This is a genomic window from Desulfovibrio sp., from assembly GCF_009712225.1.
Classification (GTDB): Bacteria; Desulfobacterota; Desulfovibrionia; order Desulfovibrionales; family Desulfovibrionaceae; genus Desulfovibrio.
The window spans coordinates 194,529-212,416 of sequence record NZ_WASP01000008.1; the positions used below are offsets into that span (position 1 = coordinate 194,529).

Sequence of the window (17,888 nt, forward strand, 5' to 3'; positions counted from 1 at the left end):
CCCTTGCAAAAATCGGCTAAAAGCAGTAGTTCGCCAGCACCCCGCATGAACGGTTCAGGCGCGCCAGCGCCCTGCCCGGCGGGTACGACCAGCGCGTAAACCGCACGCGCCCGGTGCCCAGGCACCCAAGGCGCGACAACATGCCCCGCAAGTGGAGCTTGCGCCCCAGCGGCACACCCTGCCGCCCATGTTTTTACGCTGAAACTGACACCGGCACGCACATCCTGCGCACCCGCTACCCCTTGTGGCCCAAGGGCTGGCGAGCGCTGCACTCATTGACATATGAGGCACAAGGGGATAATCTTTTGGATTATAATTTTCAGAATTATTACAGCCAATTACGAGGACGTCATGTTCACCAATCGCGGTAAGGCGCTGACCTTCGACGACATTTTGCTAGTCCCCGGCTTTTCGGACATCACCCCTGACGCCGTAGACATCTCCACCTGGCTCACCCCCGAAATTCCTCTGCGCATTCCCCTGCTCTCTGCCGCCATGGACACCGTGACAGAAGCCGCCATGGCCATTTCCATGGCCCGCATGGGCGGCATTGGTATCATTCACAAGAACATGCCCGTGGCCCGGCAACGCCTTGAGGTGGAAAAGGTCAAGAAGAGCGAAAGCGGCATGATTCTTGACCCCGTGACCATCTCGCCCAACAACACCGTGCAGGAAGCCCTGGACCTCATGTCCGACTTCCGCGTTTCGGGTCTGCCCGTGGTGGACGATGGCCGCCTGGTTGGCATTCTGACCAACCGCGACGTGCGTTTTGTGCAGGATGGAGCCGCAGTACGCGTTTCCGAGGTGATGACGAGCACAAACCTCGTTACTGTGCCCATGGGCACCTCGCTTGAAGAATCCAAGCGCCACCTGCATGAGCACCGCATCGAAAAACTGCTGGTGGTGGACGAACAGGGTCACCTGCGCGGCCTCATCACCATGAAGGACATCGACAAGGTTCAAAAGTACCCCAACGCCTGCAAGGACTCTAATGGTCGCCTGCGCGTGGGTGCTGCCATCGGCATTGGCCGCGACTGCGAATCCCGCTCCGAGCAGCTTCTTGAAGCTGGCGCAGATGTGCTGGTGCTCGACTCGGCCCACGGCCACTCGCTCAACGTGCTCAACGCCATCCGCATGGTCAAGGGCGCGTTTCCCAACTGCCAGCTGGTAGCTGGCAACGTGGCCACCTACGAAGGTGCCAAGGCCATCCTTGAAGCCGGTGCCGACTCCGTCAAGGTTGGCATCGGACCCGGCTCCATCTGCACCACCCGTATCGTGGCCGGTGTGGGCGTGCCGCAGGTTACAGCCGTTATGGAAGCAGGCCGCGCCGCACGCGAAATGGACCGTTGCTGCATCGCCGACGGCGGCATCAAGTTCTCTGGCGATATCGTCAAGGCTCTTGTGGTGGGCGCGCACTCGGTGATGATCGGCTCCCTCTTTGCGGGTACCGAGGAAAGCCCCGGTGAAACCATTCTGTACCAGGGCCGTACCTACAAGATCTACCGTGGCATGGGTTCCATCGACGCCATGAAGGACGGCAGCTCTGACCGTTACTTCCAGGAAAAGAGCAAAAAGCTCGTGCCCGAAGGCATCGTGGGCCGCGTGCCCTACCGTGGCCCCGTCATGGAAGCCGTGTACCAGCTCATGGGCGGACTGCGTTCCGGCATGGGCTATGTGGGCGCGCACAACCTGACCCACCTTTTTGAAAATACCACCTTCTGCGAGATTTCACCGGCGGGCCTGCGCGAAAGCCACGTGCACGACGTTGTGATCACCAAGGAAGCACCCAACTACCGCATCGAGAATTAGGAACAACCGCAGCCAGCGGTTTGCCCTCCGGCTGTGGGATTTCGCCTGCGCACCGGCCCTGCGCCGCAACAGCGCACCGACAGGCAGGCGGCCTTATTGGGCGGAGGTTAAAGACATCTCGTGGCGACATTTGCGGGAGGCGCAGCGGCTACCAAGCCGTTGCGCTTCCCCACAAGCCCCGGCACGCAACCGAACTGAGACCCAGGCCAGCAACAGGCCAACAGTTGAGGATCGGCAGGCAAATTACCGGGCGCACGGAAGCGGCGCACAGCAACAGGCCACGGCCAGCACCAGGCGAGGACACATATGCCCAGCAAAGTCATAATTATTGACTACGGCTCACAGGTTACCCAGCTCATCGCGCGCCGCGTGCGCGAAGCCGGGGTTTACTCCGAAATACACTCCTGCATCACCACCGCCGCGCAAGTGGCGGCAATGAAGCCTTCTGCCATCATCCTTTCCGGTGGCCCCGCCAGTGTGGGTGAAACCGACGCCCCGGTGCTCGACCCCGGTTTTCTTGATCTTGGTGTGCCGGTGCTCGGCATCTGCTACGGTATGCAGCTGCTTGCCCAGAACCTGGGCGGCCAGCTTGCCCAGTCGCTTACGCGAGAATACGGCCCCTCCGACCTTTCGCTCACCGCATCCTGCGCCCTGTGGGAAGGCATAGACTCCACCAGCCGCGTGTGGATGAGCCACGGTGACAAGGTGCTTGTACCCCCGGCGGGCTTTATCGTTACGGGCAGCACCCCCACCCTCGAAGTGGCGGCAATGGCCGACGAAACCCGCAAGATCTACGCCGTGCAGTTCCACCCCGAAGTGCACCACAGCGTGGACGGCGAGCGCATGCTGCGCAATTTCCTGTTCAAGGTGGCGGGCATCAAGCCTGACTGGACCATGTCTTCGTTTGTGGAGCGCGTGGTTGCCGAAATGGCCGAACAGGTGGGCGACCGCCATGTGGTCTGCGCCCTCTCTGGCGGCATCGACTCCACAGTGGTGGCCGTGCTGCTCAACAAGGCCATTGGCAAGCGCCTGCACTGCATCTTTGTTGATAACGGCCTGCTGCGACTTGGCGAAGGCGACGAGGTTGTCAGCTACCTGCGCGAGCACTTTGACCTCAACCTCAATTTTGTGCAGGCGCAGGATCGTTTTCTCTCCAAGCTTGCTGGCGTGGACGATCCTGAAAAGAAGCGCAAGATCATCGGCCACACCTTTATTGAAATTTTTGACGAAGAAGCCAAAAAGCTGCCCGAAGTGGAATTTCTGGCCCAGGGCACGCTGTACCCCGACGTTATCGAGTCGGTGTCGCACAAGGGCCCCAGCGCCGTCATCAAGAGCCACCACAACGTGGGTGGCCTGCCCGACACCATGAAGCTCAAGCTCATCGAACCCCTGCGCGAACTCTTCAAGGACGAAGTGCGCAAGGTTGCCGCAGAGCTTGGCATGCCCGATTCCATCGTGTGGCGGCATCCCTTCCCCGGCCCTGGCCTTGCCATTCGTGTACTTGGCGAAATCACCGAAGAACGCCTGCAGATCCTGCGCTTTGCCGACAAGATCGTGCAGCAGGAACTGCGCGAATCTGGCTGGTACCGCAAGGTATGGCAGGGCTTTGCCGTGCTGTTGCCGCTCAAGACCGTTGGCGTCATGGGCGATGGACGCACCTACGAGCATGTTATCGCCCTGCGCGTGGTGGACAGTGTGGACGCCATGACGGCCGACTGGGCACGCCTGCCCGCCGAGCTTATCGAGCGTATGTCGAGCCGCATCATCAACGAGGTCAAGGGCGTCAACCGCGTGGTGTACGACGTTTCTTCCAAGCCGCCGAGCACCATTGAGTGGGAATAGGGGGGCAGCATGTTTGGAATAGGAAGCTCTGAACTTCTGGTCATCCTGGTGGTGGCCCTCATTGTTCTTGGGCCCAAGAGCCTTGCCAACGTGTCGCGCACGCTGGGCAAGGCCATGGGCGAATTCCGTCGCGTTTCCACAGATTTTCAGCGCACGCTGAACGCTGAGGCCGAGGAAGAAGAACAGCGCAAGCGCAAGCAGGAAGCCGCCCGTGCGGCCAAGGAAGCCGCAGCCGCAGCCAAGGAAGCCCGCGCCGCCGAAATGGCCGCGGCAGCCGCTGCCGCGCCTGGGGCCACCCCGGAGAATATTCCCGCATCCGAAGCGGTAATTGATGCCTCCGCAACCCGCCCCACAGCAGAAGCCGGCCAGGCAGCCCCCGCGCAGCCTGCGCCAGCTGCTACTGCAGATAGTGCGCCAGCAGCAACGACAGACGCTACGGCAACGGCAGCGAACGAGGCCCAGCCGCAAACGGCTCCTGAAGCCGAAACCACTGTGGCCTCAACGCCGGCTGCGGAGGCCAAGGTTGTGGATGCACAGGTGGTTGAAGGCCCCGGCGCAGACGCCAAGGCAGAAGCCGCACCCGTCACGCCCCCTGCTGGCAGTCCGCTGGCCGAAGCCCTTGCCAAAACCAGGGCTCAGGCAGAAGCAGCCGAGGCAAAACAGACAGCAGCCCCCACAGGTGTGGCCCAGCCTGCCGCAGCCTCTGAAAATGGCGGCAAGGCATGAGCACAGACAAGCCCTTGAGCCCCGAGGTGGTCGCTGCTCCGTCTACCCCTGAGAACGCAGGGGATACGCAAAACCTCAATAATAACGAATCCATGGCGGCCCCGGTTGATCCGGTGGCCGCTACGGCTGTTTCTGCGGAGGCGCAAACGCCCGCTGCTCCTGAAGGCGCAACCGAAGCCACTCAGGAAGCAACGGCAGAAGCCGCCCCCGAAGCCGCGCCAGAAACACTGGCCGACGGCCAGCCTCCCCTGCCTCCTGTTCCGCCCGTAGGCGAGGCGCAAAGCCCTGCGGCAGATCCTGAAAATCTGCCCGCCCAGAGCGAAGGGACATCGCCCGCCAACCCGGAAAATGAAGAGGAAGAAGCGGAAGGCGACGACCGCCCCATGGGCCTCATGGACCACCTTTCGGAACTGCGTGGTCGCCTTGTGCGCTGCTGCCTGGCCGTCATGGTGGGCTTTATGGCCTGCTGGGCGGTTGTGGACCCCATTTTTGACGCGCTGGTAGACCCGCTGCTCAAGGTTCTGCCCGAGGGCTCACACGCCATCTACACAACCCTGCCGGAAGGCTTTTTTACACGCATGCACATTTCCTTTGTGGCAGGCGTGTTTGTGAGCAGCCCGGTCATTTTTTACCAGGTATGGTCATTCATTGCGCCCGGCCTGTATGAAGAAGAAAAAAGGCATATCCTGCCTGTGGCCTTTATGTCGGCCTTTTTCTTCATCAGCGGCGGCGCGTTCTGCTACTTTGTGGTCTTTCCCAACGCATTTGCCTTCTTTGTGAGCTACGCCACCGATTCCATTGTGGCCATGCCCAAGATCAGCGATTATCTGAGCTTTGTACTCAAACTCATACTTGCCTTTGGTCTTGTGTTTGAAATGCCCCTGTTTGCCTTCTTTTTGGCGCGCATGGGCATCATCACAGCCGAGCTCATGCGCCGGGTACGCCGTTACGCCATTCTTGGCATCTTTATTGTGGCGGCCATTCTTTCGCCGCCCGACGTGGTTTCGCAGCTGCTCATGGCCGCGCCCATGCTCGTTCTGTACGAAATAAGCATCTATGTTGCGGTGGCATTTGGCAAAAAGCCCCCTACAGAGGATGACGAATCTGAAGAAAAAGCGGATGATGCAGACAACGGCGACACTGCTGACAAAAAGACGGCCAAGGGCGAACACCCCTCGGAGGGAGCATGAGCAACACCGCACCCAGAACCTCCACACAGGAGCGTAAAAGTGCAGAAACCGACATCCGGCTTGAACTGAACCTTGACGGTCAGGGCATTACGGATGTGAAAACCGGTTTTGGTCTGCTCGACCACATGCTCACCCTTACTGCCTTTTGGGGTGGTATGGATCTGCGGCTGGTTTGCGAAGGCGACATGGAAGTGGACGCCCACCATACCACCGAAGACGTGGGCCTGCTGTTTGGCAAGGCCCTGCTCGAGGCCCTTGGCGACAGAACTGGCATTGCCAGGGTGGGCTATGGCCGCGTTCCCATGGACGAGGCGCTGGCCGAGGCTACCGTTGACCTTTCGGGCCGCCCCTGGCTTGAATGGCGCGGTGGCGAGCTGTTGCCCCCCGTGCTGGCAGGTGAAGAAAAAGACCTTTGGCGCGAATTTTACAAGGCCATTGCCAGCAGTGCCCGCTGTAACCTGCATGTGGAATTCCGCTATGGCCAGAACGGTCATCATCTGCTGGAATCGGCCGCCAAGGGGCTGGGGCTTGCCCTTGCCCAGGCAGTGCGCCGAAACGGCACAACTATCAGAAGCACCAAGGGAGGTCTTGATTGATGCAATCCCGACTTCGCATACTGTTGCTGCCCGCGCTCTGCCTGTTGATGATCGCCTGCGCCTGCAGCCGACGTCCCAGCAGCACGGCAGATGTGCCCCGTGTTATTTCTCCTTCATATGTCGTCTCGGTTGCGCCCTTTACCCAGCCGATCAACGCAAGCCAGCTTATCACCGGCCATATCCCCGAAGATCAGGGACGCATTGCCGACGAGCAGCTGCCCTCGCTTGACCGCCGCTTCCAGACCGTGCTCAGCTCCGATTCCAAACGGCAATTCAAGTTTATCAACAAGCTTGACCTGCCCAAGGATCTCACCCGGTTCCACAGCTCCGAGCAGCCTCAGGCCCTGCCCCTGTGGATCGCCTATGGCAAAAAGCAGGGCGCGCAGCTGCTGCTTGTGCCCCAGGTGCTCGACTGGCACGAACGCGAGGGCTCAAACGCTGGCGTTACCCAGCCCGCTCACGTGCGCGTGGAATTTTTCCTCATCAACATTGCCAACGGCTATGTGATGACGCGTTCGGTATTTGAGGAACGGCAGGAAGGGCTGGTGGACAACCTGCTCAACGTTGGCTCGTTCTTCAAGCGCCGCGGCCAGTGGGTCACCGCCGAAGAGCTGTCTGAAGACGGCATGCACAAAGCAGTAAAGGACATGGGTTTATGATTCTGTTTCCCGCCGTAGACATTCAGGACGGTAAGGCCGTGCGTCTCAAGCAGGGCCGCGCCCACGAAAGCACGGTCTTTGCCGAAGACCCCACCGATGCCGCAAAAGCCTGGGAAGCCCGTGGCGCCCAGTGGCTGCATGTGGTTGACCTGGACGGCGCCTTTGACGGGGCAGCCAAAAGCCGCGAGATCGTGCGCCGTATCTGCAACGAGCTCAGCATTCCTGTGCAGCTTGGCGGCGGTATTCGCGATATGGAAACAGCCCGCGCCTACCTTGATGCGGGTGTTACGCGCCTGATCATCGGCACGCTGGCTCTGGAACAGCCCGAGCTTTTTGCCGAAATGTGCCGCACCTTTCCCGGGCGCGTTGGCGTTTCGCTTGATGCCGAAGGCGGCAAGCTCAAGACCCGTGGATGGGTGGCCGATACGGGCCTGACGGTGGACGGAGCCCTGCCCCGCCTGCTGCAGGACGGTGCGGCCTTTATCATCTACACCGATATCGAGCGCGACGGCATGCAGTGCGGCGTGAACGTGGCGGCGCTTGAACACATCTCGCGTCTTTCCACTGTGCCAGTCATTGCGGCTGGCGGCGTGGCAACCCTGGCTGACGTACAGAAGCTCTACCCCCTCACCCTCACAACAAGTCTGGTGGGCGCCGTGAGCGGCAGAGCACTGTACGAGGGCACCCTCAACCTTGAGGAAGCCAACGCCTGGGTTGCAGCCCAGTAACCCTGGGTAGATTACCTGCTGCTGACTGAATGAGGCGGGCCACAAGGCCCGCCTTTTTTGTGGCAAGCTCTTTTCCTCATTTTGCACCGCCGCTGCAGGCAATGCCACTCGTTTGAGGTGCAAACGAATATAGCTGCCTTGACTCACCACATTTCAGGCCTTATATTTGTCTCATGTCAGTCTTCAACGCCTCTTTACTACCGCTTTTTGTCCCGAACGTATCGGGATTTCCTGAAGAACGCTACTGGCGTTCACTTCTGTAATATCTCTCGCAGATTCGTATCCTTGCGTATTTTACTGTTCTTATCCCATGAAGAACAATCCATTTCTTTTACTGCGAGAATATTATGCTTACTGCAAAACCATACCACTGGTACTGTCTGCTTGCATCCATAGCCCTGGAGGTGGGTGGCACTCTGATCATGAAGCTGGCGCAGGGCTGGGCATTTGCCCATGCCCAGCTGCTTGGACTTATTGTCATGTGGCTGGCCATTGGCCTGTCATATATCTTTTTGTCACGTGCAGTTACAGGCATTCCTGTGGGTGTGACCTTTGCCCTCTGGGAGGGATTGGGCCTCACCTGCATAACCCTGGGCGGCATATTTTTTCTGGAAGAAGCAGTGACATTAAACCGCGCGCTGGGCCTTGCCTGTGTACTTGGAGGCGCGCTGCTGGTTAACCACGGAACTGGGCACGGAAAAGCTCACGGCACTGAACGCACCGCAAACAGCACAGCTACCCCCACCGCACTCACAGAAGGGGGCAACTGATGGACTATGCAAACCTGTTTGACAATGCAGCCCTGCCCCTTGTCCTGCTGGCGGCAGCGCTCGATGTGACCGCCAACATGCTGCTGGTGCGCTCCGACAGTTTTCGCCGTCGGGGTCTTGGCCTGCTGGCTCTGGCGCTGGTGGGGCTGGCTTTCTATTGCCTTTCACTGGCAGTTTGTCATATGGATTTGGCCGTGGCTTATGCCATGTGGGGCGGTTTTGGCGTACTTGGCACATCGCTGGGCGGCTGGATTTTGCTGCGCCAAAAACTCCGGCCCAGCGCTTTTGCGGGCATCTTTCTGCTTGTGTGCGGCATGGTTTTGCTGCACTCAAGCTGAGTCAGCCCCAGCTGCTGTTATTGGGAGCGTATATGAGAAAAGGATTCTGGGATTATCTGGCGCACTGGCAAAAGATGTTTCCGCGGCGTCGCACGGTGAGCTGGCGAGATGGCTGGCTCCAAAACGGGTATTGCCGCGACTGTCGCTATTGCTGCGGCCCGCAGGATTCCAACGAGCCCTTTCCCATGGGGCTCTTGCCCGATCAGCTGCGCCCTGGCCTTGCCAACGACTTTTTTCTGCTGACCAAGGATACGGCCTTTATGGATGGCAGGGGCTGCCGCTCATGCACAAGCCAGGGTTGCCGCCTGCCGCGCCCCGACAGGCCGGTAGCCTGCGGGCTGTTCCCCTTTGTGCTCAATGCGGGCGAGCTGTACCTTTACCAGATATGCCCCGCCAGCATGTTTACACCCCTGGCCCACATGGCGGAACTGGGGCGCGAGGCTGCGGCGTGGCTGGCAAAGTTCAGCCAGCGAGAACAGGAGCACATTGCCCTCAATCTGCCTGCGGACGTGCTGACAGACCGCTACATCAAGCTGCATATCACCGTGTACAATCCCACCGCGTGGAGCTGAGCGCAAAAAAACAGGGAATACAACTGGCGACTGCCGCTACCATTCAGGCACAAAGGCCCGGCAACCATAGTATTGTGGTATCTGCAGCACGTGCCTGAGCGGCAGGGCAAGGTAATGGGCCAGCAGCGTGCCAATGATGCCTGCGTGCGAAACCACAAGCAGGGTGGCGCAAGGGTATGCCCTGCGCCAGCGCGCCAGCGCCGCCAGAGCCCTGCGCTGCGCCTGCATAAAACTTTCCCCCTCCGGGGGGCAATAATGGGCCATGTCCTGCCCACGGGCGGCGTATGCACCGGGCCATGCGCTTTCAATTTCTGCCTTGGTCATGCCCTGCCAGCGGCCAAGGCATATCTCGCGCAAACCGGGCTCCACATGCAGGGTGGGTCTGCCCTGTTTGCTGGTTGCAGGCAGGCTCTCAAGCAGCAGGGTTGCTGTTTCACGGCAGCGGTCAAGGTCAGAGCAGATGACTGCTCCCACGCCCTGCCCCAGTTCTGGCACAAACTGACGCGCCATGGCGCGTATCTGGGCGCGGCCCGCATCGCTTAAAGGAATATCACGCGCGCCGACCATGCGGCGCTCGGGGTTGGGCGGCAGGCAGCCGTGCCTTACCAGCCACATGCCGCTCATGCGGCATTAACCTGCGCTGCGCCGCAGTTTCGTTTCAACGCCCGCTCAGCCACAAGGGCGGGATCCCTGCCAATTTCACGCGCAAGGCGTTCTTCCATTTTTTTGGCGCGGGCCAGACGACCCTGAATGGCCTCACAGGCCGCAGCATCCTGCGCGTACGCATCAAGCTTGTTGCCAAAACGGCGTTCGATGGGCACAAAACTGCCACCGTAACAATATTTGTCGGCCAGATAGATCAGCTCGCGCTCGGTGATAGGTTCATCGCCCGGCAAGGAAAGATCACGGTGGTCCTGCACCAGCCGCGCCATGCCCGGCAGATCAAGTTGACGCAGCAATTCGCCCACGGCCTCTTCATGGCGGGGCTGCCCCTTGCAGAGGTCGTGCAGCAGACCGCCAGCCAGCGCCCAGCGCGGATCCACACCAGCATCATACCCGGCAATTTCGCGGGCGTGCGCCAGGGCTTCGGCCAGACAACAGGCCACAGCACCCACAGCGCGGGCATGACGCAGGCCTTTTTCCGGCACGTTGTACAGATGCAGCAACGATTCGGCTTCTATTGGCGAGAGCATTTGCCGCTCAAGGGCGAGGAACCGCAGGCGGGCATAATCGTCGGGGGTGTCCATGTCTTCCAGAATCATGGCATCGGGCACTGGCACATGACGCAGGGACGCGCCTTCAAGCGCGCCGCGCAGGCCGTTTTGTCCGGTGTGAGCCAGAATGCGCGGGGCGAGATGCATGGGAACAAGCGGGGGATGCCCCTCCTGCCCGTCAAAGGCGGGGATCAGCACCGGCAACGGTGCCGCCTTGCCGCTCACGGCCTGTTCCGCCGCGCGACCAGCCTCCTCCTGCTCAGCCGCCTCGCACAGGGCCCGCAGGGTCAGGGGGCGCACCAGCGGAATATCCACCGGCTGTACAAAGAAATATCCGTCAAAACCGCTCTGCGTCAGGGCCGCCACGCCAGTTCGCACAGACGAAAACATGCCCTGCTGGGGATCAGGATTGCGAACCGCCTTCAGCCCCAGCGCCACAGCCTCGCCTTCCACAACGTCGGCGTGATAACCGCTGACCACCACCACGCGCTGCACACCCGCAGACCGGTACTGTTTGACCAACCCCCGCAGGGCCGGGCAGTGCCCCCCATCGGGCAGCAAGGGCAGTGAAAGCAGCGCCTTGGCCGCACCCATGCGTGAAGCCATGCCAGCGGCAAGAACGATAACGGCAGTTTCCATGTGCTTCCTTCCTTGCGTCGCAGCGCGGATCAGCTCATCCACTGCGGCAGATACAGGATGCCAAAAAATTAGTGCAGGTCCGATAAATCAGGGATTTGCCATCCCCTGCCCTTGCTGGGGCAAACAATGCGCGGGCTTGCTCCCGCAGGGCGCTCGATGCGCCCAAGCACAGGCCCAAGCCTGAGCAGGGGGCTGCCACAGTCGCAGGGGCCGGGCAACAGGCGGGCCACATCACCAGTGCGGTAGCGCACCAGCGGCATGGCCTCGCGCTGCAGGGTGGTTATGACCACCTCGCCAGCCTCTCCTACGGGCAAAACCTTATGCCCCGATATATCTACTATTTCTATCAGAACGTCCAGCTCCCGCACATGAAAACCATTGTGCGCGGCACATTCTACCGCGCCGCCGTAGGCTGTTTCCGTAAGGCCGTAGTGATCCAGAACCTCGCACTGCCAGACCTGGCGCAGGCTTTGCCCAAGCGCGACATCCAGAGGCTCGGCGCTGGAAAGCACGCCCGCAATTTTTTTTGGCCCGGCAGAGAAAAACCACCCGAGCAGACAGGCCAGCTGTGCCGGGGCAGCCACAAGGCAATGCGCTTCGGCCTGCTCTATCCATTGGACAAGGGATTCACCTGGCTGACTGGACATATGCACCTGCGCTGGCGGAGCCACCACCTCCACTCCGGCGCTGACAAGGGCCTGCCGCAGCAGATCGGCCACACCGTCTGGCCGTTCCGCGCCCGGCAGCAGCACGGCCAGACGCTGCCCTGCCCGCACGAGCTGGCTCATACCCACAGCAAAAAAATCGCGCGTACGCGCAAGATCTGCATCCGTAAAGGCGAGCCGCTTGGGCTGACCTGTGGTGCCTGAAGTGTGCAGGGTTACCATGCGCTGCACGTCACCCTGCGAAACACACAAAAAATCACCCCAGTTGCGCAGGTCTTCGGCCGTAGTAAAGGGCAGGCGCGTCAGGTCTTCCAGCCTCGTAAACTCGCTGACACGGCCCTGCAAACGCGTTGCGTAAAAGGCCCCGCGCATGGCCTGCTCTACGGTGCTACGCAAAAGGCGCAACTGCATTTGCGCCAGTTTTTCGGGCAGTTCACAGCTGGCGGTTGCGCCGCACTGCACTGCCAGCCAGACATCCAGCGGGCACGAACCAAAACACGCGTCAATTTTTGCCCTCATGGCTGTTCACCATACAGGCGCGTGCCGTTGCTGGCCGTAAGATTGTGCAGGCAAAATGGAATCATGCGGCCATCAGGCCGCACCACATGGATGCAGCAGCCCCGAACACGGTCAAGGTCGAGGCTCAGGGCATCCTGAAAGGCCATGGACGAGAGCGTAAAGCGTTGTTCTGCCCCGGCGTGGGCCAGAAAGCGGCTAAAGCCGTCTGCGCCGGAATTTGGGGAAACACGGCTTTCGCCTGCGGTATCGTCGCCCTTCCAGTGCATGGCCACAAACTGCTTTGCCTTGCGCGCGCCCTCTTCGGCGGGTGGCGGCACGCTTGCCCCCACTGTCTGCGGCGCAGGCGAGCAACACGACTGCCCGGCATCGGACAACCATTGCAGCCCCGGTTTGCCGTTATGCTGCACACGACGGTAAACGGCACTGAAAGAACACAGTTCGTTTTCACACCCCGGCGGGTGCAGATGGCTTGGGCTGACCAGTTCCGGAGCCTGTCGCGCCAGCGCGGCCATCACATCGGGCAAGGTAAGACGCGGTGCTTCTTCCAGTTGCCAGGGGTAGCGGCCAAAAAATGCAGCGGGCTGAATGTGCAGCCCCCGCACCGCAGGCCCCATATCCAGCGCCAGTCGCAACAGGTCGCCCAGCTCACCATCGTTGACGCCGCGCACCACGGTTGCCACAAGCACCACGCCAAGCCCGGCATCGGCGCAATTGCTCACCGCGCGGCGCTTGAATTCGAGGCATTCCCTGCTGCGCAGGGCCATAAAACTGCTTTCACGTACGCCATCCCATTGCAGATAGACCGAATCAAGCCCGGCATCGCGCAGGCTGCGGGCATAGCCCTGCTGGCGCGCGAGCCTCAGCCCGTTGGTATTGACCTGCACCAGACCAAAGCCGCGTTGACGCGCCAAGCCTATGATTTGGGGCAGGTCGTCGCGCACGGTGGGTTCGCCGCCAGAAATCTGCACGTTGCACGGGCCGGACGCCCCCTTGAGAACATCCATCTGCATGGCGATGACATCCAGCGAGATATCGTCGGCCTCGCTGCGTAGGGGATTCGACACTGACCCCGCCTGTGCGTAGCACACGGGGCAGGCCATGTCGCAGCGCTTGGTGACCTCAAACAGGCCCGTGCAGGTATGCTGGGCGTGCGCGGGGCAAAGCCCGCAGTCATAGGGACAGCCATCGCGGATGGGAGTGCGGGGATTGACCGGATAGGAGGGATTTTTGGGGCGCGACCAGCTCGCAAAGGGCGGCGTGGCTGCCGCACCCTCGCCGGATTCGCGCCACACAGGCACACTGAACGTGCCGTGGTCAGGGCAGGTTTTACGCAGTACAACGGTATGGGCATCTGTGGCCGAATACACATAGCTGGCCTCTACCCGCCGCAAACACTCGGGGCAGAGGCTTTGGGTGCGGCGCAGGATCATGCTTTTTCCGTGAGATCCAGCTCGTAACTCTGAACCAGTTCCATGATTTTTCCCCAGCATTCGGCCAGCAGGTCGCCACAGGCCACGGGATTGGGCTGCTCGCCCGCTACGCCAGAAGTAGCGCCCAAGCCAGCCGCTATCTGCCCGCAACGCTGCCCGCCGTAAGCCTCTGTGCGGTCATAAAACCAGCTGGCATAATCGTTGAGCAGGGGGGTAAGCATGGGGTGCGCGGTTTCGTCCTCTGCGCCCTTGCCAGCGGCCAGCGCCAAAGCACAAGCACCGCCGGTCAGCAGGCCGCAGGGGCCGTCAGACTGGCCGATGCCGTGGCACAGTCCCTGCGCGGCGCGTACCACGCCGGGATTCTGCCTGTCCTGCGCCTGAAGCATGAGCAGAAGCAGCAACTGGCTGCAACAATAGCCCTGATGCACCAGGGGCAGCAGTTCCATCATCATGGGATTCATAGCGTCTCCTTTCGGGCGATCCACAGGCCGTAGCCAAAGGCGCGCAAGGCGTTGCCGGGGGTGTGGCCTTCGCAGGCGCAGCCCCTGCCCTGCCCGGTGGATGCATCGCCGTACCAGACCATGCGCGCGGCCAGTTCCACCAGCGCGCGGCTGTTGTCCTCAAAATGCACGATTGTAAAGCCCGCAGCTTCCATGAGCCCGCGCCAGCCAGCTTCGCCCCGCGCGCCCGCAAGGCACGAAGAACCAACTCCCCCAAGGCTGGAATCCGCCGAGGTCTGCGCGTACCCCTGCCGCAGCATAAGATCGCTGACCACCAGCACACCGCCGGACCGCAAGGCCGCAAAGGCCGCCTTTAAGGTCACAAGGGGGTCTGCCAGCAAAGAGAGCACGCATTCGCACAGCACACAGTCTGCGCAGGCCCCTGCCAGAGGTGGACGCGTAAGGTCCGCGCGCACAAGGGCGCAAGTAATGCCCAAATCTTCGCCAGCCAGCCGCTCTGCCCCGGCATATTTGTCCAGCCCCACAGCGCTGTAGCCCCGCTCTGCCAGCAGGCGCAACGTGGCCCCTGCCCCGCTGCCCATATCAAGCACCAGCCCGCCGGGCCGCAGCCAGCCGCTGGCCGCGCACCTGTCGAGCGCGCGGCAGGTCAGCACCACGCCACCGGGCCGCCACGCATCACCTGCGGCGCGCCGAAAATCGGGCCGTTCCCAGAGTGCGCTCACTTGTCTTCCAGCAGGGCTTCCACCTCAAGCATCTTGCCCTCTGCCAGAGATTTGGGAACCTGAGTGAGCCCGCACTTGGGGCAGCGCGGCAAAAATACGTCAAAAGCGCTGTTGAGATAAAATACGGGAACCTTCACCTGCTCAAGGGCAACACGACAACGTCCGCATACCCATTGGCCGCCATCCGGCCCGTAATTTGGCCCCATGCTCATGACTGTCCACCTCCCTGCACGCCAGATTGTCCGCTCCGGGAGCCCGGATTCTGCCCAAGATTCTGGCCAACCCTCTGACCATCGGTACAACACTGGTGGCTGTTGATGACATCCACGGCCTCCTGCCCGCCAGAACCCGGCACCACCATACGGTGACACCATGCATCGTGCAGGATAAAGCCCTCGCCCTGCGGCTGGTATTCCACCCAGAAAGTTACCTTTCTGGGTCGCCACGAACCAAGCCGGTGGCCGTTTTCCAGATTTTCAAACCAGTGGCCGCTGGCCTCGGCCCCCGCCACGGCTCCTTCCACGTCTGAAAGCAGAATATGCCGTTCTTCCATGCGCGCCAAGGCGTTGGGGCTTACCAGCACCCTACGCTTGCCCGCGTGGTCTGGTGCGGTAAAGGTAGCGCTGTTCAGTCCATACATGCTGCCGTATTTTTCCAGCAGAATGCGGCGCAGGGCCGCGCGGTTGGCCCGCCGGGCCGAAAGACCGGGGCCGGGAACTGCGCCCGACTGTCCCTTTGCAAATTCTGCATTGCCAGACTGCGGCAAAAGCAAGTCGAGCATATGCCAGCATTCCTTGCCGCTGGCCGCCATACGGTCGCGGCACATGATGCACGAGGCAAGACCGGGGTGCTCAAGCTGGGCCGCCCGGTGGTCGCTCATGGCTTTTGCCGTCTGCGGCTGGGCGCACCACACAAGGCCACCGTAACCGCAGCAGGCCGTGGAGGCTCCGCTGAGGCGGGGTTCCTCAACCGTGGCCCCGCACTTTCCCGCAAGACTGCGCACAGCAGCAAGCCATGCCTTGTCGTGCCGCGCAGTGCAGGGATCCTGAATGGAAAATATTTGGGGCAGATCTTTTGAAATGGGCGTGGCAGCAAGCCAATCCTGCGCCAAACCGTCCAGCACTTCCCACACAGATACGGTCTGCGCTTCGGGCAGGCCTTCGCGCAGGGCCGCAAGACATGAGGAACAGGCCGCCACAATGCGTGGCTTGCCCAGCCCCTGCCAGGCCTGACGGATTGTTTCCATGTGCTCGCTGAACAGGGCCGACCGACCGGCCCAGCGGGCAGGAATACCGCAGCACGAGAGCATTACGCCCACGCCCTGCCCATCTGCCGTGCCAAGCTTTGCGCGCAGCAGGTCGTACAGATCGACGGTTTGTTCTACCCGTGCCGCAGCCAGCTGACAGCCGGGAAAAAACAGATGAGATACCGCGCCGTGGGCCCCGGTTGCACCTTGGGCAGCCGGGGGCGGCAGCACCAGCGCGCATTCGGCCCCGCTGGCGCTCTCCATATCTTCCAGCGCAAATTCGTGCGCAGTGGGCGGCATAAAGCCGCGCTCCACCATATCTTCGCGTGCGGAAAGGCAGAGCTCGGACATGGAAAAATTCTCCGGGCAAAGCTCCTCGCACTGACCGCACAGGGCGCAGCCGTTAATGACGGCATTGGCCGTGTGCAGGCCTTTGACGATGGAGGCATTATTGTGGATCTGGCGCGCGTAAAGTCGAGGATACCCCTTGTATTTTTGCAGGTACACGCATTCGCGCACGCAGATCATGCACTGGCATTGCAGGCAGCGCTCTGCCTCGCGAACGGCCTCCTCTGCCGAATACAGAGGCTCCGCAAGGGCATTGCCAGCTTGCCGTGCCGCCTCCACGCGCGGTACGGGGTTTATACCCGTAACATCGGTGTGCAGCGGTCCCTGCGATTTGTCGCGCGCCGCGGTGAGTGAAACACCGCTGGTCACGCGCTCCATGGTCTGGGCCGCGTGCCGCCCCTGCCCTGCCTGACGCGAGGCAGAGGCGAAAACATGCCCCGTGGGGGTGCTGACAGGCCAGCCAGCGCAACAGATATTGTCACGCCACAGCAGGGTCTCGGCATCAATCTGGGCCTCGGCCGGTATCAGGTCGGGCGCTGCCGCCAACACAGCGTCGGCGTCCACCAGCACTGCATTGTATTCCACCGCCAGCTTTTCCAGCAGGGGCGCATCCAACGTTGCCTGTTCAAAAACTACCTTTTGGCGGGTGAGGCTTTCAAAATCTTCTGCCGCAAAATCCTTGGTGATGCCTGCGGCATCAGGTGCGGCAGCCAGCGCCGCGTGGCGGGCCAGCAAAAATTCCGCAGGTGCGCCCGCGTGAAATACCGTTACGGGATAGGCCTTGCGCGAGAGATCCCACGCCGCCGCAAGCCCCGCCAATCCTGCACCCATAATCGCCATACGAAATTTTTTGGGCGGCAGGGGCAGAGGACGGCCCTGCGGCCCCACAGCCAGCATACATGCAAGCTCAATCCCGTGCATGGCCACGCTGCCGCCAAGATCCTGCCGCAGGCAGGCATTTTCGCAGGGGTGGTCGCAGATACGGGCGATTATGCCGGGCAAGGGCAGATGCCGCTCAAGCACCTTGCGGGCCTCGCCCTGCTTGCCCTCGGCCATGCGGGCCATAAAGGTTCGCACATCCAGATCAAAGGGGCAGGCCACCCGGCAACGGGGCGGGCTTTCCTGCGTGCAGTGCGACTCTATTTCGTGCAGACGTTGTTGGTCCATCATGGCGATGTTTCTCGCTGGATTGGTGCAGGTGCGGTATTGCGTCAAAGAGTGGCGGGGCCGCTGCCCAAACGGCAAGCGGGGCTTTCAGAGAGCTCCCTGAAAACCCCGCAAACCGTGCCACCGTGGCAGCCCTTGTGGCTGAACCTCGGATAAATACCAAATATAACTCAGGGATCTTTATGCACTTTTGTGGGGGAGAACCCTTTTTGCAAAGGATTCTCCCCAATTATTCAGATGTTTGGCC

General features: G+C 61.3%; 19 protein-coding genes. 10 read left to right on the forward strand and 9 right to left on the reverse strand.

The window, feature by feature from the left end; translation table 11 throughout:
• Positions 1–272, reverse strand: a 272-nt coding sequence (locus tag F8N36_RS11250) for a hypothetical protein (RefSeq protein WP_291332907.1), incomplete at its 3' end; no start/stop codon positions are given.
• A gap of 79 nt (positions 273–351) precedes the next feature.
• Here F8N36_RS11250 and guaB point away from each other — a divergent pair.
• The 10 genes from guaB to F8N36_RS11300 all read left to right on the forward strand — a co-directional run bounded on the left by guaB (position 352) and on the right by F8N36_RS11300 (position 9,230).
• Positions 352–1,809 (forward strand): IMP dehydrogenase, encoded by a 1,458-nt coding sequence (guaB, locus tag F8N36_RS11255; RefSeq protein ID WP_291332908.1) that lies wholly within the window; start codon positions 352–354, stop codon positions 1,807–1,809.
• A 306-nt stretch (positions 1,810–2,115) separates the two neighbouring features.
• On the forward strand, positions 2,116–3,651 hold the full coding sequence (gene guaA, locus F8N36_RS11260) for a glutamine-hydrolyzing GMP synthase (protein ID WP_291332909.1): 1,536 nt from the start codon (positions 2,116–2,118) through the stop codon (positions 3,649–3,651).
• Between the two features lie 9 nt (positions 3,652–3,660).
• A complete protein-coding gene (gene tatB, locus F8N36_RS11265; protein ID WP_291332910.1) occupies positions 3,661–4,377 on the forward strand; it encodes a Sec-independent protein translocase protein TatB in 717 nt (238 codons plus the stop codon).
• A complete protein-coding gene (gene tatC / locus F8N36_RS11270) occupies positions 4,374–5,567 on the forward strand; it encodes a twin-arginine translocase subunit TatC (protein WP_291332911.1) in 1,194 nt (397 codons plus the stop codon). The genes tatB and tatC overlap by 4 nt, the downstream gene beginning before the upstream one ends.
• Positions 5,564–6,163 (forward strand): imidazoleglycerol-phosphate dehydratase, encoded by a 600-nt coding sequence (locus tag F8N36_RS11275; RefSeq protein WP_291332912.1) that lies wholly within the window; start codon positions 5,564–5,566, stop codon positions 6,161–6,163. Before tatC ends, F8N36_RS11275 begins: the two co-directional genes overlap by 4 nt.
• Entirely contained in the window at positions 6,163–6,822 is a 660-nt protein-coding gene (locus F8N36_RS11280; RefSeq protein ID WP_291332913.1) for a hypothetical protein, read from the forward strand. The genes F8N36_RS11275 and F8N36_RS11280 overlap by 1 nt, the downstream gene beginning before the upstream one ends.
• Complete coding sequence (gene hisA, locus F8N36_RS11285; protein WP_291332914.1) at positions 6,819–7,550, forward strand: 1-(5-phosphoribosyl)-5-[(5-phosphoribosylamino)methylideneamino]imidazole-4-carboxamide isomerase; 732 nt, start codon at positions 6,819–6,821, stop codon at positions 7,548–7,550. Before F8N36_RS11280 ends, hisA begins: the two co-directional genes overlap by 4 nt.
• A 347-nt stretch (positions 7,551–7,897) precedes the next feature.
• Positions 7,898–8,320 (forward strand): multidrug efflux SMR transporter, encoded by a 423-nt coding sequence (locus F8N36_RS11290; RefSeq protein WP_291332915.1) that lies wholly within the window; start codon positions 7,898–7,900, stop codon positions 8,318–8,320.
• The gene (locus F8N36_RS11295) at positions 8,320–8,658 is read left to right on the forward strand and encodes an SMR family transporter (RefSeq protein ID WP_291332916.1); all 339 of its coding nucleotides are present in this window, start codon (positions 8,320–8,322) and stop codon (positions 8,656–8,658) included. The genes F8N36_RS11290 and F8N36_RS11295 overlap by 1 nt, the downstream gene beginning before the upstream one ends.
• Before the next feature lie 32 nt (positions 8,659–8,690).
• The gene (locus F8N36_RS11300) at positions 8,691–9,230 is read left to right on the forward strand and encodes a hypothetical protein (RefSeq protein ID WP_291332917.1); all 540 of its coding nucleotides are present in this window, start codon (positions 8,691–8,693) and stop codon (positions 9,228–9,230) included.
• A gap of 36 nt (positions 9,231–9,266) precedes the next feature.
• Here the strand turns inward: F8N36_RS11300 and F8N36_RS11305 are convergent, their stop codons facing one another.
• The 8 genes from F8N36_RS11305 to F8N36_RS11340 all read right to left on the reverse strand — a co-directional run bounded on the left by F8N36_RS11305 (position 9,267) and on the right by F8N36_RS11340 (position 17,644).
• Positions 9,267–9,854, reverse strand: a complete 588-nt coding sequence (locus tag F8N36_RS11305; protein WP_291332918.1) for a histidine phosphatase family protein — start codon at positions 9,852–9,854, stop codon at positions 9,267–9,269.
• Positions 9,851–11,083 carry a DVU_1551 family NTP transferase gene (locus F8N36_RS11310; protein WP_291332919.1) on the reverse strand — a complete coding sequence of 411 codons (1,233 nt, stop codon included), beginning with the start codon at positions 11,081–11,083 and terminating at the stop codon, positions 9,851–9,853. The genes F8N36_RS11305 and F8N36_RS11310 overlap by 4 nt, the downstream gene beginning before the upstream one ends.
• Positions 11,084–11,151: 68 nt before the next feature.
• Positions 11,152–12,267, reverse strand: a complete 1,116-nt coding sequence (locus F8N36_RS11315) for a DVU_1553 family AMP-dependent CoA ligase (protein ID WP_291332920.1) — start codon at positions 12,265–12,267, stop codon at positions 11,152–11,154.
• Positions 12,264–13,697 (reverse strand): radical SAM (seleno)protein TrsS, encoded by a 1,434-nt coding sequence (trsS, locus tag F8N36_RS11320; RefSeq protein ID WP_291332921.1) that lies wholly within the window; start codon positions 13,695–13,697, stop codon positions 12,264–12,266. Before trsS ends, F8N36_RS11315 begins: the two co-directional genes overlap by 4 nt.
• Entirely contained in the window at positions 13,694–14,158 is a 465-nt protein-coding gene (locus tag F8N36_RS11325; RefSeq protein ID WP_291332922.1) for a DVU_1555 family C-GCAxxG-C-C protein, read from the reverse strand. The genes trsS and F8N36_RS11325 overlap by 4 nt, the downstream gene beginning before the upstream one ends.
• The gene (gene trsM, locus F8N36_RS11330) at positions 14,155–14,880 is read right to left on the reverse strand and encodes a DVU_1556 family methyltransferase (protein WP_291332923.1); all 726 of its coding nucleotides are present in this window, start codon (positions 14,878–14,880) and stop codon (positions 14,155–14,157) included. Before trsM ends, F8N36_RS11325 begins: the two co-directional genes overlap by 4 nt.
• On the reverse strand, positions 14,877–15,092 hold the full coding sequence (locus F8N36_RS11335) for a DVU_1557 family redox protein (protein ID WP_192113326.1): 216 nt from the start codon (positions 15,090–15,092) through the stop codon (positions 14,877–14,879). Before F8N36_RS11335 ends, trsM begins: the two co-directional genes overlap by 4 nt.
• Entirely contained in the window at positions 15,089–17,644 is a 2,556-nt protein-coding gene (locus tag F8N36_RS11340; protein ID WP_291332924.1) for a pyridine nucleotide-disulfide oxidoreductase/dicluster-binding protein, read from the reverse strand. Before F8N36_RS11340 ends, F8N36_RS11335 begins: the two co-directional genes overlap by 4 nt.
• Positions 17,645–17,888: the final 244 nt, after the last annotated feature.